Source organism: Klebsiella sp. S69 (assembly GCF_016516145.1).
Classification (GTDB): Bacteria; Pseudomonadota; Gammaproteobacteria; order Enterobacterales; family Enterobacteriaceae; genus Klebsiella; species Klebsiella oxytoca.
The window spans coordinates 219,701-236,645 of sequence record NZ_JACVUU010000001.1 but is presented as its reverse complement, the minus strand read 5'-3'; the positions used below and the strand labels follow the sequence as shown (position 1 = coordinate 236,645).

Annotated in this window: 17 protein-coding genes; 7 read left to right on the top strand and 10 right to left on the bottom strand. The window is 52.2% G+C overall.

Annotated features, from left to right (window positions below):
- Positions 1-14 precede the first annotated feature (14 nt).
- The 4 genes from acrB (at position 15) to maa (ending at position 4,989) form a co-directional block, all read left to right on the top strand.
- Positions 15-3,161 (top strand): multidrug efflux RND transporter permease subunit AcrB, encoded by a 3,147-nt coding sequence (gene acrB / locus IAE27_RS01100; protein WP_004099650.1) that lies wholly within the window; start codon positions 15-17, stop codon positions 3,159-3,161.
- Positions 3,162-3,642: 481 nt separating this feature from the next.
- Entirely contained in the window at positions 3,643-4,017 is a 375-nt protein-coding gene (gene tomB / locus IAE27_RS01095; RefSeq protein WP_004099648.1) for an Hha toxicity modulator TomB, read from the top strand.
- A gap of 26 nt (positions 4,018-4,043) precedes the next feature.
- Complete coding sequence (locus tag IAE27_RS01090; RefSeq protein WP_004099646.1) at positions 4,044-4,262, top strand: HHA domain-containing protein; 219 nt, start codon at positions 4,044-4,046, stop codon at positions 4,260-4,262.
- Positions 4,263-4,422: 160 nt separating this feature from the next.
- Positions 4,423-4,989, top strand: coding sequence for a maltose O-acetyltransferase (gene maa / locus IAE27_RS01085; RefSeq protein WP_004099644.1), 567 nt, complete (start codon positions 4,423-4,425; stop codon positions 4,987-4,989).
- Here maa and IAE27_RS29505 read toward each other — a convergent pair.
- Entirely contained in the window at positions 4,958-5,095 is a 138-nt protein-coding gene (locus IAE27_RS29505) for a hypothetical protein (RefSeq protein WP_224226720.1), read from the bottom strand. The two genes, maa and IAE27_RS29505, sit on opposite strands and share 32 nt — an antisense overlap.
- Before the next feature lie 30 nt (positions 5,096-5,125).
- Between IAE27_RS29505 and IAE27_RS01080 the strand changes: the two genes are divergently transcribed.
- Positions 5,126-5,596, top strand: a complete 471-nt coding sequence (locus IAE27_RS01080) for a YlaC family protein (RefSeq protein WP_004111038.1) — start codon at positions 5,126-5,128, stop codon at positions 5,594-5,596.
- On the opposite strand, the gene IAE27_RS01075 is transcribed toward IAE27_RS01080, so the two are convergent.
- Positions 5,571-7,025, bottom strand: coding sequence for a PLP-dependent aminotransferase family protein (locus tag IAE27_RS01075; protein ID WP_070557208.1), 1,455 nt, complete (start codon positions 7,023-7,025; stop codon positions 5,571-5,573). The genes IAE27_RS01080 and IAE27_RS01075 overlap by 26 nt on opposite strands.
- 102 nt (positions 7,026-7,127) lie before the next feature.
- On the opposite strand from IAE27_RS01075, the gene IAE27_RS01070 reads away from it, so the two are divergent.
- Positions 7,128-7,826, top strand: coding sequence for a GNAT family N-acetyltransferase (locus IAE27_RS01070; RefSeq protein WP_004099639.1), 699 nt, complete (start codon positions 7,128-7,130; stop codon positions 7,824-7,826).
- Here IAE27_RS01070 and ykgO read toward each other — a convergent pair.
- From ykgO to IAE27_RS01055, 3 genes are all read right to left on the bottom strand, one after another.
- A complete protein-coding gene (gene ykgO / locus IAE27_RS01065) occupies positions 7,823-7,963 on the bottom strand; it encodes a type B 50S ribosomal protein L36 (RefSeq protein ID WP_003859006.1) in 141 nt (46 codons plus the stop codon). The two genes, IAE27_RS01070 and ykgO, sit on opposite strands and share 4 nt — an antisense overlap.
- Positions 7,963-8,226 carry a type B 50S ribosomal protein L31 gene (locus IAE27_RS01060; RefSeq protein ID WP_070557276.1) on the bottom strand — a complete coding sequence of 88 codons (264 nt, stop codon included), beginning with the start codon at positions 8,224-8,226 and terminating at the stop codon, positions 7,963-7,965. The genes ykgO and IAE27_RS01060 overlap by 1 nt, the downstream gene beginning before the upstream one ends.
- Before the next feature lie 111 nt (positions 8,227-8,337).
- Positions 8,338-9,411 carry a LacI family DNA-binding transcriptional regulator gene (locus tag IAE27_RS01055; RefSeq protein ID WP_004099636.1) on the bottom strand — a complete coding sequence of 358 codons (1,074 nt, stop codon included), beginning with the start codon at positions 9,409-9,411 and terminating at the stop codon, positions 8,338-8,340.
- A gap of 269 nt (positions 9,412-9,680) precedes the next feature.
- Here IAE27_RS01055 and IAE27_RS01050 point away from each other — a divergent pair, with 269 nt between their 5' ends.
- Positions 9,681-10,952 carry a maltoporin gene (locus IAE27_RS01050; protein WP_004099631.1) on the top strand — a complete coding sequence of 424 codons (1,272 nt, stop codon included), beginning with the start codon at positions 9,681-9,683 and terminating at the stop codon, positions 10,950-10,952.
- A gap of 122 nt (positions 10,953-11,074) precedes the next feature.
- On the opposite strand, the gene IAE27_RS01045 is transcribed toward IAE27_RS01050, so the two are convergent.
- From IAE27_RS01045 to IAE27_RS01025, 5 genes are all read right to left on the bottom strand, one after another.
- A complete protein-coding gene (locus IAE27_RS01045) occupies positions 11,075-11,389 on the bottom strand; it encodes a glucose PTS transporter subunit EIIB (RefSeq protein WP_070557207.1) in 315 nt (104 codons plus the stop codon).
- A 65-nt stretch (positions 11,390-11,454) separates the two neighbouring features.
- Positions 11,455-13,512 carry a beta-galactosidase gene (locus IAE27_RS01040; RefSeq protein ID WP_105889818.1) on the bottom strand — a complete coding sequence of 686 codons (2,058 nt, stop codon included), beginning with the start codon at positions 13,510-13,512 and terminating at the stop codon, positions 11,455-11,457.
- 31 nt (positions 13,513-13,543) lie between these two features.
- Positions 13,544-14,746, bottom strand: coding sequence for an arabinogalactan endo-beta-1,4-galactanase (locus IAE27_RS01035; protein WP_004099623.1), 1,203 nt, complete (start codon positions 14,744-14,746; stop codon positions 13,544-13,546).
- 4 nt (positions 14,747-14,750) lie between these two features.
- The gene (locus IAE27_RS01030; RefSeq protein WP_004099616.1) at positions 14,751-15,602 is read right to left on the bottom strand and encodes a sugar ABC transporter permease; all 852 of its coding nucleotides are present in this window, start codon (positions 15,600-15,602) and stop codon (positions 14,751-14,753) included.
- A 10-nt stretch (positions 15,603-15,612) separates the two neighbouring features.
- On the bottom strand, positions 15,613-16,920 hold the full coding sequence (locus IAE27_RS01025; RefSeq protein WP_004099614.1) for a carbohydrate ABC transporter permease: 1,308 nt from the start codon (positions 16,918-16,920) through the stop codon (positions 15,613-15,615).
- Positions 16,921-16,945 lie beyond the last annotated feature (25 nt).

Sequence of the window (16,945 nt, the reverse complement as noted above, 5' to 3'; positions counted from 1 at the left end):
GGAGCCGTTAAGACATGCCTAATTTCTTTATCGATCGCCCCATCTTTGCCTGGGTGATCGCCATCATCATTATGCTGGCTGGGGGGCTCTCGATCCTCAAGTTGCCAATAGCGCAATATCCGACGATTGCGCCGCCGGCAATTTCCATCACGGCCATGTACCCCGGTGCCGACGCAGAAACCGTGCAGAACACCGTGACTCAGGTTATCGAACAGAACATGAACGGTATCGATCACCTGATGTACATGTCTTCAAATGGCGACTCCACCGGTACAGCAACCATCACTCTGACCTTTGAATCCGGTACCGATCCGGATATTGCTCAGGTACAGGTTCAAAACAAACTGGCGCTGGCGACACCGCTGCTGCCGCAGGAAGTACAGCAGCAGGGTATTAGCGTTGAAAAGGCATCCAGCAGCTTCCTGATGGTTGTCGGCGTTATTAATACTAACGGCACCATGAATCAGGATGACATTTCTGACTATGTTGCCGCCAACATGAAAGATGCGATTAGCCGTACCAGCGGCGTTGGTGACGTGCAGTTGTTTGGTTCCCAGTACGCTATGCGTATCTGGATGGACCCAAACAAACTTAATAACTTCCAGTTGACGCCGGTTGACGTTATCAGCGCCCTGAAAGCGCAGAACGCCCAGGTTGCAGCAGGACAGTTAGGCGGTACGCCCCCGGTGAAAGGCCAGCAGCTGAATGCCTCCATCGTGGCGCAGACTCGTCTGACCAATACTGAAGAGTTTGGCAACATTCTGCTGAAGGTTAACCAGGATGGCTCCCAGGTTCGTCTGCGCGATGTCGCGCGCATTGAGCTGGGTGGTGAAAACTATGACGTTATCGCGAAGTTTAACGGTCAGCCAGCTTCTGGTCTGGGTATTAAACTGGCGACCGGCGCGAACGCGCTGGATACCGCAAACGCCATTCGCGCCGAACTGAAGAAAATGGAGCCTTTCTTCCCTTCTGGCCTGAAGATTGTTTATCCGTATGACACCACTCCATTCGTGCAGATCTCCATTCACGAAGTGGTAAAAACGCTGGTTGAAGCCATCATCCTGGTGTTCCTGGTAATGTATCTGTTCCTGCAGAACTTCCGCGCCACCTTGATTCCGACGATTGCCGTGCCGGTCGTACTGCTGGGGACGTTCGCCATCCTCGCGCTGTTCGGTTTCTCGATAAACACGCTCACCATGTTTGGTATGGTGCTCGCCATAGGCTTGCTTGTGGATGACGCCATCGTGGTGGTGGAAAACGTCGAACGTGTAATGGCAGAGGAAGGGCTACCGCCGAAGGAAGCCACGCGTAAATCGATGGGCCAGATTCAGGGCGCGCTGGTAGGTATCGCGATGGTGCTTTCTGCGGTGTTTATCCCGATGGCCTTCTTTGGTGGTTCCACCGGTGCGATTTACCGCCAGTTCTCGATCACCATCGTCTCCGCGATGGCGCTGTCGGTGCTGGTCGCTCTGATTCTCACCCCGGCGCTTTGCGCCACGATGCTGAAGCCAATCCAAAAAGGCAGCCATGGCGCAACCACTGGCTTCTTCGGTTGGTTTAACCGCATGTTTGATAAGAGCACGCATCACTATACCGACAGCGTAGGCAACATCCTGCGTAGTACCGGTCGCTATCTGGTGCTGTACCTGATCATCGTTGTGGGAATGGCCTGGCTGTTCGTTCGTCTGCCAAGTTCGTTCCTGCCAGACGAAGACCAGGGCGTATTCCTGAGCATGGCGCAGCTGCCTGCAGGCGCAACTCAGGAGCGTACCCAGAAAGTACTGGATGAGATGACCAATTACTATCTCACCAAAGAGAAAGATAACGTTGAATCGGTATTCGCCGTAAACGGTTTTGGTTTCGCGGGTCGTGGACAAAACACCGGTATCGCGTTCGTCTCTCTGAAGGACTGGAGCCAGCGTCCAGGCGAAGAGAACAAAGTTGAGGCGATTACCGGCCGCGCGATGGGCTATTTCTCGCAGATTAAAGATGCAATGGTCTTCGCCTTTAACCTGCCGGCAATTGTTGAACTCGGTACCGCAACGGGCTTTGACTTCCAGCTGATCGACCAGGCTGGCCTGGGCCATGAAAAACTGACCCAGGCACGTAACCAGCTTTTTGGAATGGTTGCGCAGCACCCTGACGTATTGAGCGGCGTTCGTCCAAACGGCCTGGAAGATACTCCGCAGTTCAAAGTGGATATCGATCAGGAAAAAGCGCAGGCGCTTGGCGTGTCTATCAGCGATATCAACACGACGCTTGGCGCGGCATGGGGCGGAAGCTACGTCAACGACTTCATTGACCGTGGCCGCGTGAAGAAAGTGTATATCATGTCCGAAGCGAAATACCGCATGCTGCCGGAAGACATTGGCAACTGGTACGTACGCGGTAGCGATGGACAGATGGTACCGTTCTCCGCCTTCTCAACCTCGCGCTGGGAATACGGCTCGCCGCGTCTGGAGCGCTACAACGGTCTGCCATCGATGGAAATCCTCGGCCAGGCGACACCGGGTAAGAGTACCGGTGAAGCGATGAACCTGATGGAAGAGCTGGCGGGTAAACTGCCTGCCGGTATCGGCTATGACTGGACGGGTATGTCATATCAGGAACGTTTGTCAGGTAACCAGGCGCCAGCGCTGTACGCTATCTCGCTGATCGTCGTCTTCCTGTGTCTGGCGGCGCTGTACGAGAGCTGGTCAATTCCATTCTCGGTCATGCTGGTCGTTCCGCTCGGTGTTGTGGGGGCGCTGCTGGCTGCCACCTTCCGAGGATTGACTAACGACGTTTACTTCCAGGTTGGTCTGTTGACCACTATCGGCCTGTCGGCGAAGAACGCGATACTGATCGTTGAATTCGCCAAAGACCTGATGGATAAAGAAGGCAAAGGCCTGATTGAGGCAACGCTTGAAGCCGTTCGTATGCGTCTGCGTCCGATTCTGATGACCTCCCTGGCGTTTATCCTAGGCGTAATGCCGCTGGTTATCAGCTCCGGCGCAGGCTCCGGCGCGCAGAATGCCGTAGGTACTGGCGTAATGGGCGGGATGATTACCGCGACGGTTCTGGCGATTTTCTTCGTGCCGGTATTCTTCGTGGTCGTGCGTCGCCGCTTCAGTAGGAAAAATGAGGATATTGAGCACAGCCATCCGGTTGAGCATCATTAATCTCTCCATTAAGGGCCGCATTCGCGGCCCTTTCACTTTGTCTCACTTTAAAACGCACGGATTGTGATTGTTTATTTTATAACCTGAGATATAATATTTAATGATGATTACCGCTGCTTATCTATGACCTTTTTTCACTGACTTTACTCCCTCAACTCCACACTAAGAATATTCTCAATCACTGACATTATGTATGGTTGTATCAACGTATCAGCTAAACGCACGGGCTAACCCGATGATATATAAGGTCAGTCTTCGATTTTTCCGTTGTAGTTAAAGGCACGATATAATAAAGACCGAGGCATTTAAGATAAATTGACCGCGTTAATTGTAATTTTTCGTAATAGCACGATGAAATCTTTTTAAGAGTGGATTATAGTTAAAGAGCAAGATTACAATGTATGTGTCAGGTCTGTTAGTCGTGTTCATCCCACAACGGTGTCGATAGTCGTCGTTAAACCACTAAAAAGGGGGATGCGTTATGGACGAATACTCGCCAAAAAGACATGATATTGCGCAGCTTAAATTTCTCTGCGAAACCCTGTATCATGACTGTCTTGCAAACCTGGAAGAGAGCAACCATGGCTGGGTTAATGACCCAACCTCTGCTGTCAATCTTCAGCTTAATGAATTGATCGAGCACATTGCCGCGTTCGCACTTAATTATAAAATTAAGTATGCTGAGGATAATAAGCTGGTGACTCAGCTTGACGAATATCTGGATGACACTTTCGTGTTGTTCAGCAACTACGGCATTAACACTGCAGATCTGCAGAAATGGCGTAAATCAGGCAACAGGTTATTCCGCTGCTTTGTGAACGCCAGTCGGGAAAACCCGGCCAGTCTTTCTTGTTAATATTATTACAATCAAAAGGTGAATTTATGTCTGATAAAACATTAACCAAAATAGACTATTTGATGCGCTTACGACGTTGTCAGACAATTGATACGCTGGAGCGCGTAATTGAAAAAAATAAATATGAACTTTCTGATAATGAACTGGCGGTATTTTACTCAGCAGCCGATCATCGTCTTGCTGAACTGACGATGAATAAACTGTATGACAAGATCCCGCCATCGGTCTGGAAATTCATCCGCTAATTATTTCAAATGAAAGCCCGTACTCTTGTGCCGAAAACGCCCTTCCCTCATGCTGCTAATAAATGCGACACCGGTCACAGAAGCTGTTTCTGTACCTATATGAAACCGGTTTCTTTTTTATACTGTGGCGGCCTACAATGAGGAAATAAGGGAAGCCTCCATGAGTGAAGAAAAACAAAAAATGATTGCCGGTGAACTGTATGTGTCAGGTGACGCTGAGCTAAAGGCCGACCGTCTACTGGCCAGACAACTGTTGCATCGTTACAATCATTCAGCGCCTGAAGAGCGTGAATTAAGAAAAGCATTACTGACGGAACTGCTAGGCCACGCAGGCGACGCTTATATCGAACCCACTTTTCGCTGCGATTACGGCTACAATATCTTCCTCGGGAAAAATTTCTACGCCAATTTTGATTGCGTGATGCTGGATGTGTGTCCGATACATATTGGCGAAAACTGCATGCTGGCGCCGGGTGTGCATATTTATACCGCAACGCATCCCCTTGACCCTGTTGAACGAAATAGCGGTAAAGAGTACGGAAAACCCGTCACTATTGGCCACAATGTGTGGATTGGCGGCCGGGCCGTAATTAATCCTGGCGTGACTATCGGCGACAATGCCATCGTGGCTTCCGGTTCCGTAGTGGTGAAAAATGTGCCAGCCAACGCCGTCGTCGGCGGAAACCCGGCTCAAATCATAAAAATGGTGGAGAGCGAAAAACGGTAACTGTTATGCTTTTCCGCAACCAATCTGTTACTTTTCCCACGGATTTACGCAACATAAAATAGCCTTCAGGCTGAGCCCAACGCGCATCTGTTCGCCGCGTCTGCATAGGGGCTCATGGCAGAATTTGGGGAATAAAATGACAGAAATACAGCGGCTGCTGAAAAGCACCATTGATGAGCTTAATGTGCAAGAGAAGCGCGATAACCGTCCGCGCTTTAGCATAAGCTTTATTCGCAACCATCCATGGCTTTTTGTCGCGATGTATGCGGCTTTCCTGGCAACACTCATCGTGATGCTGCGTTCTGAAACGCTGGTAGATTCGGTCTGGCTATTAATCGTACTATTTGTTCTGCTGAACGGCTTCTTTTTCTTTGACGTTTACCCGCGCTATCGCTATGAAGACATTGATGTTCTGGACTTCCGCGTTTGTTATAACGGGGAGTGGTACAACACTCGATTTGTTCCCGGTCAGCTCATCGACCGAATCCTGCAGTCGCCGCGCGTCGATGGCGAGCAGAAAGCTCAGTTGCAAAAAATGATCGCCACCAAAGGCGAACTCTCATTTTACGATGTCTTTTCCCTTACCCGCATCGGTGCTGCGCAATAAGGCGATCCAGCGTCCGTATCGCAGAAGGAAAGCGTGATGCGGACGTATTACCGTAGCCCAGAACAAAGCCGCTTCTCGCCTTTTTTTCATTCAGATAAAAACGGCTTAATGCGCCGGGCGCGAGCTGAAACCGCCGGGCCTGCTGCACAATAGCTTCATCATCAACGTCTTCGACGACGACAGTCAGGTGTAACCCCCCCTCGCCGCCTGATATTTCATAAGGGTGAGTAAGCTCTGCCGCCAGCGTTTCCCGCAGCTGCTGCTGGCGTTTGCGATACAAGCGGCGCATAGCGGCAAGATGACGCGCGTAGTGCCCCTCTTCGATAAACAGCGCCAGCGCCCGCTGTTCAGCACGATGACCGCCCCGTAACAGTGAACCAATCGCGCCTCTTGCGGCATCCGCCAGCCCCTCCGGCATCACCATAAAGCCAATACGCAGCGCGGGAAAAAGCGTTTTGCTGAATGTCCCCAGATAAACTACCGGCGCCTGCCTGACCATTCCCAGCATGGCGGGAATCGGTTCGCCGCTATAACGAAATTCACTATCGTAATCATCCTCGATAAGCCAGGCGTCATGACGGCGGGCATATTCCAGTAAAGCCAGTCGCCGCCCGGCGCTCATCACCGAACCGTAGGGGTATTGATGGGACGGTGAAGTAAAGATTAATCGCGGTGCTGCGCTATCATCATCGGTATCGAACCGCATACCCTCTCGATCGACGGGTATACCCTTGATGTGAAGCCCGGCTTTAAGAAACATGCTTTTTGCCCCTAAATAGCCGGGTTCTTCCACCCATGCCGTCTCCCCGGCAACGCTCAGCAGATGCGTACATAAATCAACGGCTTCCAGCGCTCCTTCCGTAATCACAATTTGCCCGGCTTCGCAACGAATACCCCGGGAGAGCGCCAGATGACGGGCAATCGCTTTGCGCAATGCAAGTTCCCCCTGCGCATCGCCGTAGCCCAGCAATGCACTTCCCTCCTCGCGCAATACCCGGTCAAGGAGTCGACGCCAGATAGCAAGAGGAAAGTAGTTAACCGCAGGCATTCCCGGCGTAAAGAGCAGCGTGGGCGAATCACGACGCGTGGCGGCGGGTAATCCCTGAAGGTACTCAGGGAGCACAATCACGCGCGCCGCAACCTCCTCTTCTCCCTGCGACTTCAAAAGCGCGGCGTATGTCCCCTGGCGGCTACGCAGCAGATACCCCTCCATCGCCAGCTGCTCCAGCGCGCCGTTGACGGTATTGCGCGATAGCTTCAGACGCTGCGCTATAGCCCGTGAACCTGGCAGGCGGCTACCGCCCGCCAGCGTACCTTGCAAAATGGCCGCTCGCAGACGGAGATAGAGCGTGCGCTGCAGGGTTTCACGCCCTCTGTCGCACAGCGCCTGCTCCAACAGAGTAAAAAAAGCATCATCAGGAATATTCATTTTGGCTCCTCGTGGTACTACGAAAATATACTCTGATGGCCCTTTTTTATGGAACCAATAAGCGCTTAATCTCACAGCATTCGTCCATAGAAGGAAATCCTGATGAGCCATCTTAATCAATACGATCAGCCCGTTGGCACCGCCCTGCCCGACTGGCAGCCCTGTCCACATCCTGAAAGGGTGAACCTGCAGGGCCGCTTTTGTCGGCTAGAGCCTTTGCGCTCCACGCATGCCGGCGCGCTGTTTGACGCCCACCGCTTAGCCCCGGATACCCGAAGCTGGACATGGCTGCTGCGTGAACCGGACAGCAGCGTAGAGGAGTACCGCGCATGGATTGAGAGCGTTTCCGGGCAGAACGACCCCATTCACTTCGCGGTGATCGATAAGCAAACAGACCAGCCCGTGGGCTCACTGGCGCTGATGAGAATTGACGCTAACAACGGCGTTGTTGAAGTCGGCCACGTTCACTTCTCGCCTTTACTGAGCCGGACCGCAATGGCCACCGAGGCCCACTGGCTGCTGATGGATTACGTCTTTGATACGCTCGGCTATCGGCGCTACGAGTGGAAATGTAACAGTCTCAACGAACCGTCACGCCGGGCGGCGCTGCGGTTGGGATTTCAGTATGAGGGGCAATTTCGTCAGGCGCTGGTGATAAAGGGCCACAACCGCGATACCGACTGGTTTTCCATTATTGATTCCGAGTGGCCACAGATAGACAGGGCAATGCAGCAATGGCTGGCCGCCGACAACTTCAGCGCCGACGGCCAGCAGTTACGTACGCTGGGGAGCTTTCGTTAACGTCTTTTCTTGCGTCCCTGTACGGCTTTAAAGCGGGGATTGCTTTTGCAAATCACGTATAGCCGCCCCTTGCGCTTCACGATCTGGCAATCCGGGTGGCGTTGTTTCGCGCTACGCAATGAGTTTAGCACCTGCATTATTTTTCCCTCTTCGCATCAATAAAGCCGCCAAAGCGCTGACGGAAACGCGCGGTACTACCTTCGTTGTTGAAGGCCTTCTGCTTACCGGTGTAATACGGATGCGATTTGGACGATACATCAAGCGTCACGTAGGGGTACGTCTCGCCCTCCAGTTCGATCTCACGCTCGGTTCTGATAGTCGAACCGACCTTAAAGTATTCGTTGGCGCTGGTATCGTGAAAAACCACCGTACGATAATGCGGATGAATATTGGGTTTCATAGCGACCTCAATCATTATGTTATAACATAACAATACCGTACACCGTGTAAAGACAAAGATCAACCCTGAGAATGAGAAGGATGAAAGGGCGGCGAGAGCGCCCTTTGCAGATTAAGGACTTAGCTGATGCGCCAGAGCCCGGAGTTGCTCAGCAATAGACTGCAGATTTTTGCCAGGCTCCGTTTTTGGCCCGGTAGAATGGCGTACAACCAGACGAGCCGGAAGGATAGAAGACGTATGTGATGTTTCGTTATCGCCGCTGTCGAGAATGCGCCGAACGGCCTCCTTCCCTTGCAGATCAAGATCCAGCGAAACCGTGGTTAGCGCCGGGTAGAAGAACGAACTCTCATAAGTGTCATCATAACCAATAACCGACTTTTCTCCCGGAATCGGTACCTGGTGCTGGTGAAATGCGCTCAGTACGCCCAATGCCATCTGATCGTTACCTACCAAAACGGCGGTAAAGTTTGGCGTCTCCCGCAGCATTTGCAGCGCGCCAGCGTAGCCGCTTTGCGCGTCCCAGTTGCCGCGAATCACCGTTACCGGCTCCAGCCCGTAACCCTCCAGGGTTTCTATCCAGCTTTTCAAACGCAGTTTGGCCGATACCGAACTTTCAGGGCCGGCCAGCAACGCGATTTCCCGATGGCCCATCTCATAGAGATACTTGACGCTGGCCCGTGTACCGTCCGCCGGATTAAACGAAACGTTAAACACCGAGCTGTAGGGGTCGACATCTAAAAAAAGACAGACGATGTCATCGTTATCAGCGGCTATTTTTTGGGCCTGTTCAGTCTCCAGCGGCACGTTGATGATGACCTTATCCACCAGTTGAGACTTCAGTTCATTAATAGAGTCCTGGATACTTTGGTTGACGCTCTCATCAATCATGGAGATGAGCACCTGATAACCTTCCACGTTCGCATAGCGTTTTACCGCCGCAGCCACCTGGGATGGGGCATGCAATGCAAGGGAAATTGTGACCAGGCCCACGGTACGACTTTGCTTACCTACCAGCTGTTGCGCCAGGCGGTTCGGGACATAGCGCAGCTCCTCAATGGATTTCTCCACCTTGCTGCGCGTGGCTTTGGATACATTAGCAGATTTGTTCAGTACCCTGGACACGGTCTGATAGGAGACGCCCGCATGGCGTGCAACGTCTTCTAAGGTCGCGCTTTTAGACTTCATGGTCCGGTTCCTTGTGTTGTTATCCCTGAATTGTAACAGGGGCAATGTGAAAAAACGCTCATTGCCGTATTCCTCCTCCAACCATAGCCATAAAAAGTATTACGCTCATAATACTACAAATTGTGAATGGACTCACTTTGCGTAACAAAACCCGCCTTTTTATTTGCAGTTAATCACACTATGGCGATCATTCAATTGCCTGATTTCAGGTTTAGGCATTTTATGACACCGGTTATGTGAACGTAATACAAAAAAATAAGAGGATAGACATGAACACTACGCTGCGCACACTTTCCGTTGCGTTGGCCGCTGCGCTGATTTCACCATCCGTGTTTGCTGCTTCCGCCACCCTCCCGGGTATCGACTTTCATGGCTATATGCGCGCCGGGGTTGGGGTCTCCGGCGACGGTAGCCAGGCCGAATGGCAAAAAAATAAAATTGGCCGTCTGGGTAACGAATCTGATACCTACGGCGAGCTGGAGCTGGGATCGGAGGTCTACAAGAAGAATGACGTTAGCTTCTACCTCGATAGTATGGTCAGCATGGTATCTGACGGCTCAAACGATAATGAAACCACGCTTGATGACGATGCGCAGTTCGGCCTGCGGCAGCTAAACCTGCAAATTAAAGGTCTGATCCCCGGCGATCCAAATGCAGTCATCTGGGGCGGCAAACGCTACTATCAGCGCCACGATCTGCACATTATCGATACGAAATACTGGAATATTTCCGGATCCGGCGCCGGGATCGAAAACTATACGCTCGGTCCGGGCGCCGTTTCATTTGCCTGGATCCGCGGGGATGCCAATGACGTCGACTACCGCGTCGATGGCGATAGCAACGTCAATATTAACTATCTTGATTTGCGCTATGCGGGCTGGAAGCCGTGGGCCGGCTCCTGGACCGAATTTGGTATCGACTACGCGATGCCGAATACCACTAAAAAGCAGGATACCTACGGCGGACTCTATGATGCTGAAAACGGCGTCATGCTAACCGGTGAAATCAGCCAGGATATGCTGGGCGGTTACAACAAAACGGTTCTGCAATACGCAAACAAAGGACTGGCGCAGAACATGGTGTCCCAGGGGGGCGGCTGGTATGACATGTGGAACTACGTCAATGACGCCACCGGCTACCGCGTTATCAATACCGGTTTAATTCCGATTACTGAAAAGTTCTCAATTAACCACGTCCTGACCTGGGGCTCCGCGGATAACATCACCGATTACACGGATAAAACACGCATGCTGTCGCTGGTGGCGCGCGGGCAGTATCAGTTCACCGAATATGTGCGCCTGATTGGCGAAGTGGGCGGCTTCTACCAAAAAGATAGCTACAAAAATAATACCGATTACAAACAAGCCGGTGAGAAATACACCATTGCGCTGGGCCTGGCCGATGGACCTGACTTTATGTCGCGCCCGGAACTACGAATTTTCGCTTCATACCTGAATGATTCCGAAAATGGTAAGCCGTTCGAAGATCGGACCGCCAATAATACATGGAACTTTGGTGTACAGGTCGAAGCCTGGTGGTAATAGCCGTTTAACTGTTTTATCGCCAACTGTAAAGTTGTTAATTACCCTCCGGTAATGATTATTGCTATTGAATGCCTGTTATATTTTCGGGATAACTCATTATTGCGTTATCCCGTTTTATTTTATTTCCGGCTGGCAAAGCGCTCATCAAGTAATTGCCGTAAAGCATCCGACTGCTTACCGAAAATAGCATGCACCTGCTGCCCCAGGATAATAACCCCAAGCGCTCCCTGCTGCTGTAAGGCCTGAGAATCAACTATCGATAGATTATTCACCGTGACGCGTAAGCGGGTAATGCAGGCGTCAACGTTAATAATATTGCCTTCACCACCAAATGCCTGAATTAAATAATCAATCTGTTGTTGCTCCGCATGACTTAAAGGTACCGCCGCACGAGGCTGCGAGAAGTAATTCAGAAAGGATTTTAAACTCACCATACCAGACTCCTGATTAGCAGATAAAAAAACGCCTGCTCGCAGGAGCAGGCGCGGGGAGAGAAAAATTACGCGCGACGACTGAGGATACGGCAATCCCATGCATTTAAGACCAGCGGCGTATTCAGCGCCGTACCGGTGAGGCAGTCCAGATAGCCTTGCGGCAAAACCACGCGATGCTGCTGCGCGCTGTAGTTTTGCAGGAAAACGTAGGCGGTTTCACCATCCGTGCGTGCGGTCGCTACTACGCCCGGCGGGAAATCAGCCTCAACCGCGCGCGGCAGAGAGAGTTCTTTCATCAGGCTGCAGAAGAAGTCCCGCTGGAAGGCCAGATCGTTGCGCGACGCAACGTGCCATGCCTTGCCATTACCAAAGTGATTGACGGTGACCGCCGGTCTTCCTGCATAAAAATCATCGCGATAGGTAGCCAGCGGCTGCGCGCTTTCAGCATGAATCAGTTCACACAAATGGCGTACCTGGTACGGCCCCTGCAAGCCAGCTTCATTACCCGCCAGCCCCTGTACCAGGTTGCGTTCGCCGTCGTTCAGGCAGTCAATTTCTTCCGCCCAAATGCCCAGCAGTTTACGCAGCGGGCCCGGGAAACCGCCGAGATGGCAGAGGTCGGACTCGTTCACTATCCCTGTCCAGTATGTAGTAACTAAATGACCGCCGTTAGCCACAAACGCTTCGGCGCGTTCGGCAAATCCCTCACGAACCATATACAGCATTGGCGCAATGACCAGTTGATAAGGACTCAGGTCAACGTCAGCATCGATAACATCAACTGCAATCCCCTGCTCCCAGAACGGACGGTAATGTTCGTTGACGGTATTTTCATACTCCATGCCGAGATTACGCGGCCCCTGGGCATCATCCAGCGCCCAGCGATTTTGCTGATCGAAGATAATCGCCACTTTCGCATCCGTCCGGCAGCCCACGACGCCTGGCAGCTGGCTTAACATCTCGCCGAGCTTCGTCACTTCACGGCCCACGCGCGTATCCAGATGACCGACATGATCGATAATCGCGCCATGGAACTTCTCCACCGAACCGCGGCTTTTACGCCACTGAAAATACTGCACCGAATCCGCACCGTGCGCCACCGCCTGCAAAGAGGAGAGAATATGCATTCCCGGCTTCTTAAGCTTACTGGTTGGCTGCCAGTTAGTCGCACTGGGAGTGGATTCCATTAATACAAACGGCTTACCGCCCTTCAGGCTGCGCATCATGTCGTGATACATCGCGGTGTAGCAGGCCAGCGTGGTTTCATCTTTATCCCGATGCCACATGGGGTAGCTGTCCCACGAGATAAAGTCCAGCGTCTGCGCCAACTGCCAGTAGTCGTAATCGTAGAAATACTCCATGAAGTTGGTGGTCACCGGCAGTTCGGCATTCGCCGCTTTCAGCGGAGCAATCTCATGGCGGCAGAAGTCGGTCACCTGGGCGGTATTAAAGCGATGCCAATCAAGGTTGAGACCATGAATTGAGACTTCTCCCTGCGGCGCCGGAGATTCGATCTGCGACCAGTCGCTATAGGTGTGGCTCCAGAAGGTACTCCACCAGGCGTGATTGAGATTATCCAGCGTTTCATAGCGCGCTTTCAGCCAGTCGCGGAAACGCTCCTGACACAGGCTACAGTGACACTCCCCGCCGTATTCGTTGGAGATATGCCAGCCCAGCACCGCCGGATGCTGCGCGTAACGTTCCGCCAGCAGGGTATTAATCTTCAGGGTTTTCTCACGATAGACCGGCGACGACATACAGTGGTTATGCCGTCCGCCGTGCAGGGCAGGCACCCGATCGCGACCAACGCGCAGCACCTGAGGATATTTCTGCGACATCCACGCCGGGCGCGCGCCGCTTGGCGTAGCAAGAAAGACATGAATTCCGGCGGTATACAGTTTTTCCAGAATACTGTCCAACCAGCCAAACTCAAATACGCCCTCCTGAGGTTCAAGCTTCGCCCAGCTGAATATCCCTACCGACATCACATTGCATTTTGCCTGCTGCATCATGGCAATATCTTTGTCGATAATATCCGGATAATTCTCCCATTGCTCCGGGTTATAGTCGGCGCCATGCAATAGCGTATTAACCTTCGGACTCAAAGGCGCAAATTTTTTCATAATAAACATCCTGAAGTGTAAAACTGAATAATTAATTAAATACCTTCATCGACGGCAATGCTTTTCCCTGGCAATCAAACAACGCCTGATTTTCCCGGGCATTTCCCTCTTTCCACTCATCGTGGATATATTTCATTCCGGCAGGCGTCGCCCAGGTATTTCCCGGCACGGCAATCCACGTCGGCTCCCAATAAAAAATACCTTTACCGCGATGCTGCGGAACATCGGCAACGGCCTGCATTAAGTCGTGAATATAATTATATTGTCCCTGGACGGTGGCGGGGTAACCACCATCTTTTTCTTCTTTCGCCTGGAAGCTATTTTCCGCATTGTCGCAGTTATCCAGGGTATAAGCGTAAGCGGCCTCCACCACTATCACGTCTTTGTTATAGCGTTGGCTGATATCGTCCATATTGGCTTTCAGCGCGCTAATCGGGCCATTCCAGTAGGTGTACATCGACAAACCAATGATGTCGTAAGGGACGTTACGCTTGCTGATTTCATCAAACCACCAGCGGAAGGTGTCGTTTTTCGTGCCTTCGGCCAGATGAAGCATAATTTTAACCTGCTCACCGCCGGTGAGATTTTCCTTCAGTCCATCGATGGCGGCATTCAGCAGCCCAGCAAGGCGATCGAACTCGCCGCCGCCCTGCCCCCAGCTTTTACCTTCCGGCCACAGCATACCGCCGTTGATTTCGTTGCCGATCTGCACCATATCCGGCAGCACGCCCTCCTGCTTAAAGCGGGCAATCGTGTCGCGGGTATAATCGTGGATCGTGGTTTTCAGCTGCGGATAGTCCAGCTTCTCCCAGGCTTTCGGCTTGAACTGCTTACCCGGATCGGTCCAGAAATCGCTGTAGTGGAAATCAAGCAGCAGCTTCATCCCCTGCGCTTTTGCCCGCTTCGCCAGCGCCAGCGTCGTCGCCAGATCGTTATCGCCGCCGCCGTAGCGCTGGCCTTTAGCATCTTTGGGATCCACCCACAGGCGCAGACGAACGTAGTTCACGCCATCGGCCTTGAGGATCGCGATCGGATCCTGCTGCTGATTGTTGTGATTAAAGAACTTCGCGCCGTGTTTTTCCGCATCCAGCAGCGTAGAGATATCCGCGCCTTTAATAAAATCAGCGGGCATATTGCTAAACGCCTGCGTTTGCAGCGCATCTGCCGCCAGCGTACCGGCGGAAAAACAGCATGCCAGAGAAACAGCAAGCCACGCGGGTGTTAATCTTTTCATGGGGTTATCCTTTTGTACTGCCTGAGGTGAGGCCGGAAACAAAGTACTTTTGTAGCGCCAGATAGAGAATCGCCACCGGGACGGCAATCAATACCGCTCCCGCCGCGTAGGTGGTGTAGCTGGCGCCCATCTTCTGTGCGACCAGGTTATACAGGCCAATCGGCAGCGTGTACTTATCCGGGGTACGCAATATGGTGCTGGAGAGAATGAAATCCCCCAGCGGACCGGTAAATGAAAACAGCGCCACCACCGCCAGAATAGGCTTCGACAACGGCATAATGATCTCGAAAAAGATACGGAAGCTGCTGGCACCATCCATCCGCGCGGATTCATCCAGATCTTTGGGGATCGCGTCCAGATACCCCTTCATGAGCCAGGTATTCATCGGGATCATGCCGCCCACGTAGATCAGTACCAGCGCCAGATGACTGTTGATTAGCCCCAGCAGCTGAGAAAGGACAAAGATCGCAATCAGCGCCGAGAACTGCGGAATCATCTGCAACAGCAGGAACAGCATCAGTCCGTTCTGCCGCCCTTTGAAACGAAAGCGGGAGAACGCATAGGCGGTGAAGCTCACGCTGATTAGGGTCAGAAGCATGGTCATGAAGCTGATTTTCATCGAGTTCCAGTACCAGGTGAGATAATTCACATTGCCGTTGAACAAATCCGCGTAATGCTGGAACGACAGGTTTTCAGGAATAATCGACGTACTCAGCAGACTGTTCCCGGCGTTCAGCGACGCCCCTACCGTCCAGACCAGCGGGTAAATAATGATCGTCGAGACAAAGATGACCACCAGCCAGGTGAGTGACAGGCGAATCCACTTTTCGCGTTTAATACTCGGTGATTTAGCCATGTTGCTTCCCTTACGCCATATCGTCATTTTTAAAGGATTTTGTGGCGCGGAACTGCCACAACGCCAGACCGACGACGAAAATCGACAGCAGGATCGTAATAGTGGCCGCGATAGCGTATTGCGAAGACGACATGGTGAGTTTGTAGATCCACGACACCAGAATATCCGTACCGCCGGCATTCGACCCCGCCACCGCAGGCCCGCCGTTGTTGAACAGATAGATGATATTGAAGTTATTAAAATTGAAGGTGTACTGAGTAATAATAATTGGCGCAATCGAGTACAGCACCAGCGGCAGAGTAATGGTCCGCAGCCGGGTAAACGCGCTGGCGCCATCCATCGTGGCCGCTTCATAGAGATCGTCCGGAATCGCCTGCAGTACGCCGGTGGTCATGGCGAAAACAAACGGGAAGCCCAGCCAGGTTTGCATCATGATCAGCGCCGTCTTAGTCCAGAACGGGTCGGTCAGCCAGGCCTTCGGACTGATGCCGAAGAAAGACAAAATGGCGTTGTTAATGACCCCGAATGAATCATTGAACATCCCGGCAAAAACCAGAATCGTCACAAACCCCGGCACCGCCCACGGCAGAATAAAAATCGTGCGGATCATTGGCTTGAAACGCAAATCCTTCTGGTTAACCAGAATCGCCAGCAACACACCAACGGTGCATTGCAGGGTTGTCGCCAGCAGCGTCCACACCACCGTCCACTGCAGGACATCAAAAAAGGTCGAGCGCCAGATGGATAATGTGAAGATGTTGATGAAGTTTTTGAACCCCACCCAATCGACCAGCTTCGCGGGCGGCGTGTGGTAAAGGTTGTAGTTAGTAAAGGCGATGGCAAAGCCAAACAGAATCGGGAAGATGACCACAAACACCAGCAGAATAAAGCCCGGCGTAATCATCAAATAGGGAAAACCGTCGCTGAGCAGCATCTGATATTGCTTGCGTACGCTGTTCAGCGCCATACCCTCATCGCGCTTTTTACCGTTAATCCAGGCATCGCGCAGCGAGAGGAAATAGACTAACAAACCAAAAGCGATAATCAGCACGCTGATTATTCCTTCCGCCAGCAGGAAGATAGAGTTATCCCGCGGGACTTCTTCGCCTAAGGTGTATAACCCCCACAGGCCTTCGCTGAGAAAGTCATAGAAAATGCTCATAAAACTGCTCAGCAGCACCAGGAAGACAATCCCCTTCAACCACTGGCGGTGATAAAACTGACCAAAACCCGGCACGATAGCCAGCAGCAGGCCGCACCACGCGTGGCGTCCTGCACCACGCGCTTCGGCAATATTTTCGCTGGGATTGATAATCACACACGACTCCTTCTGAAAACGGGAG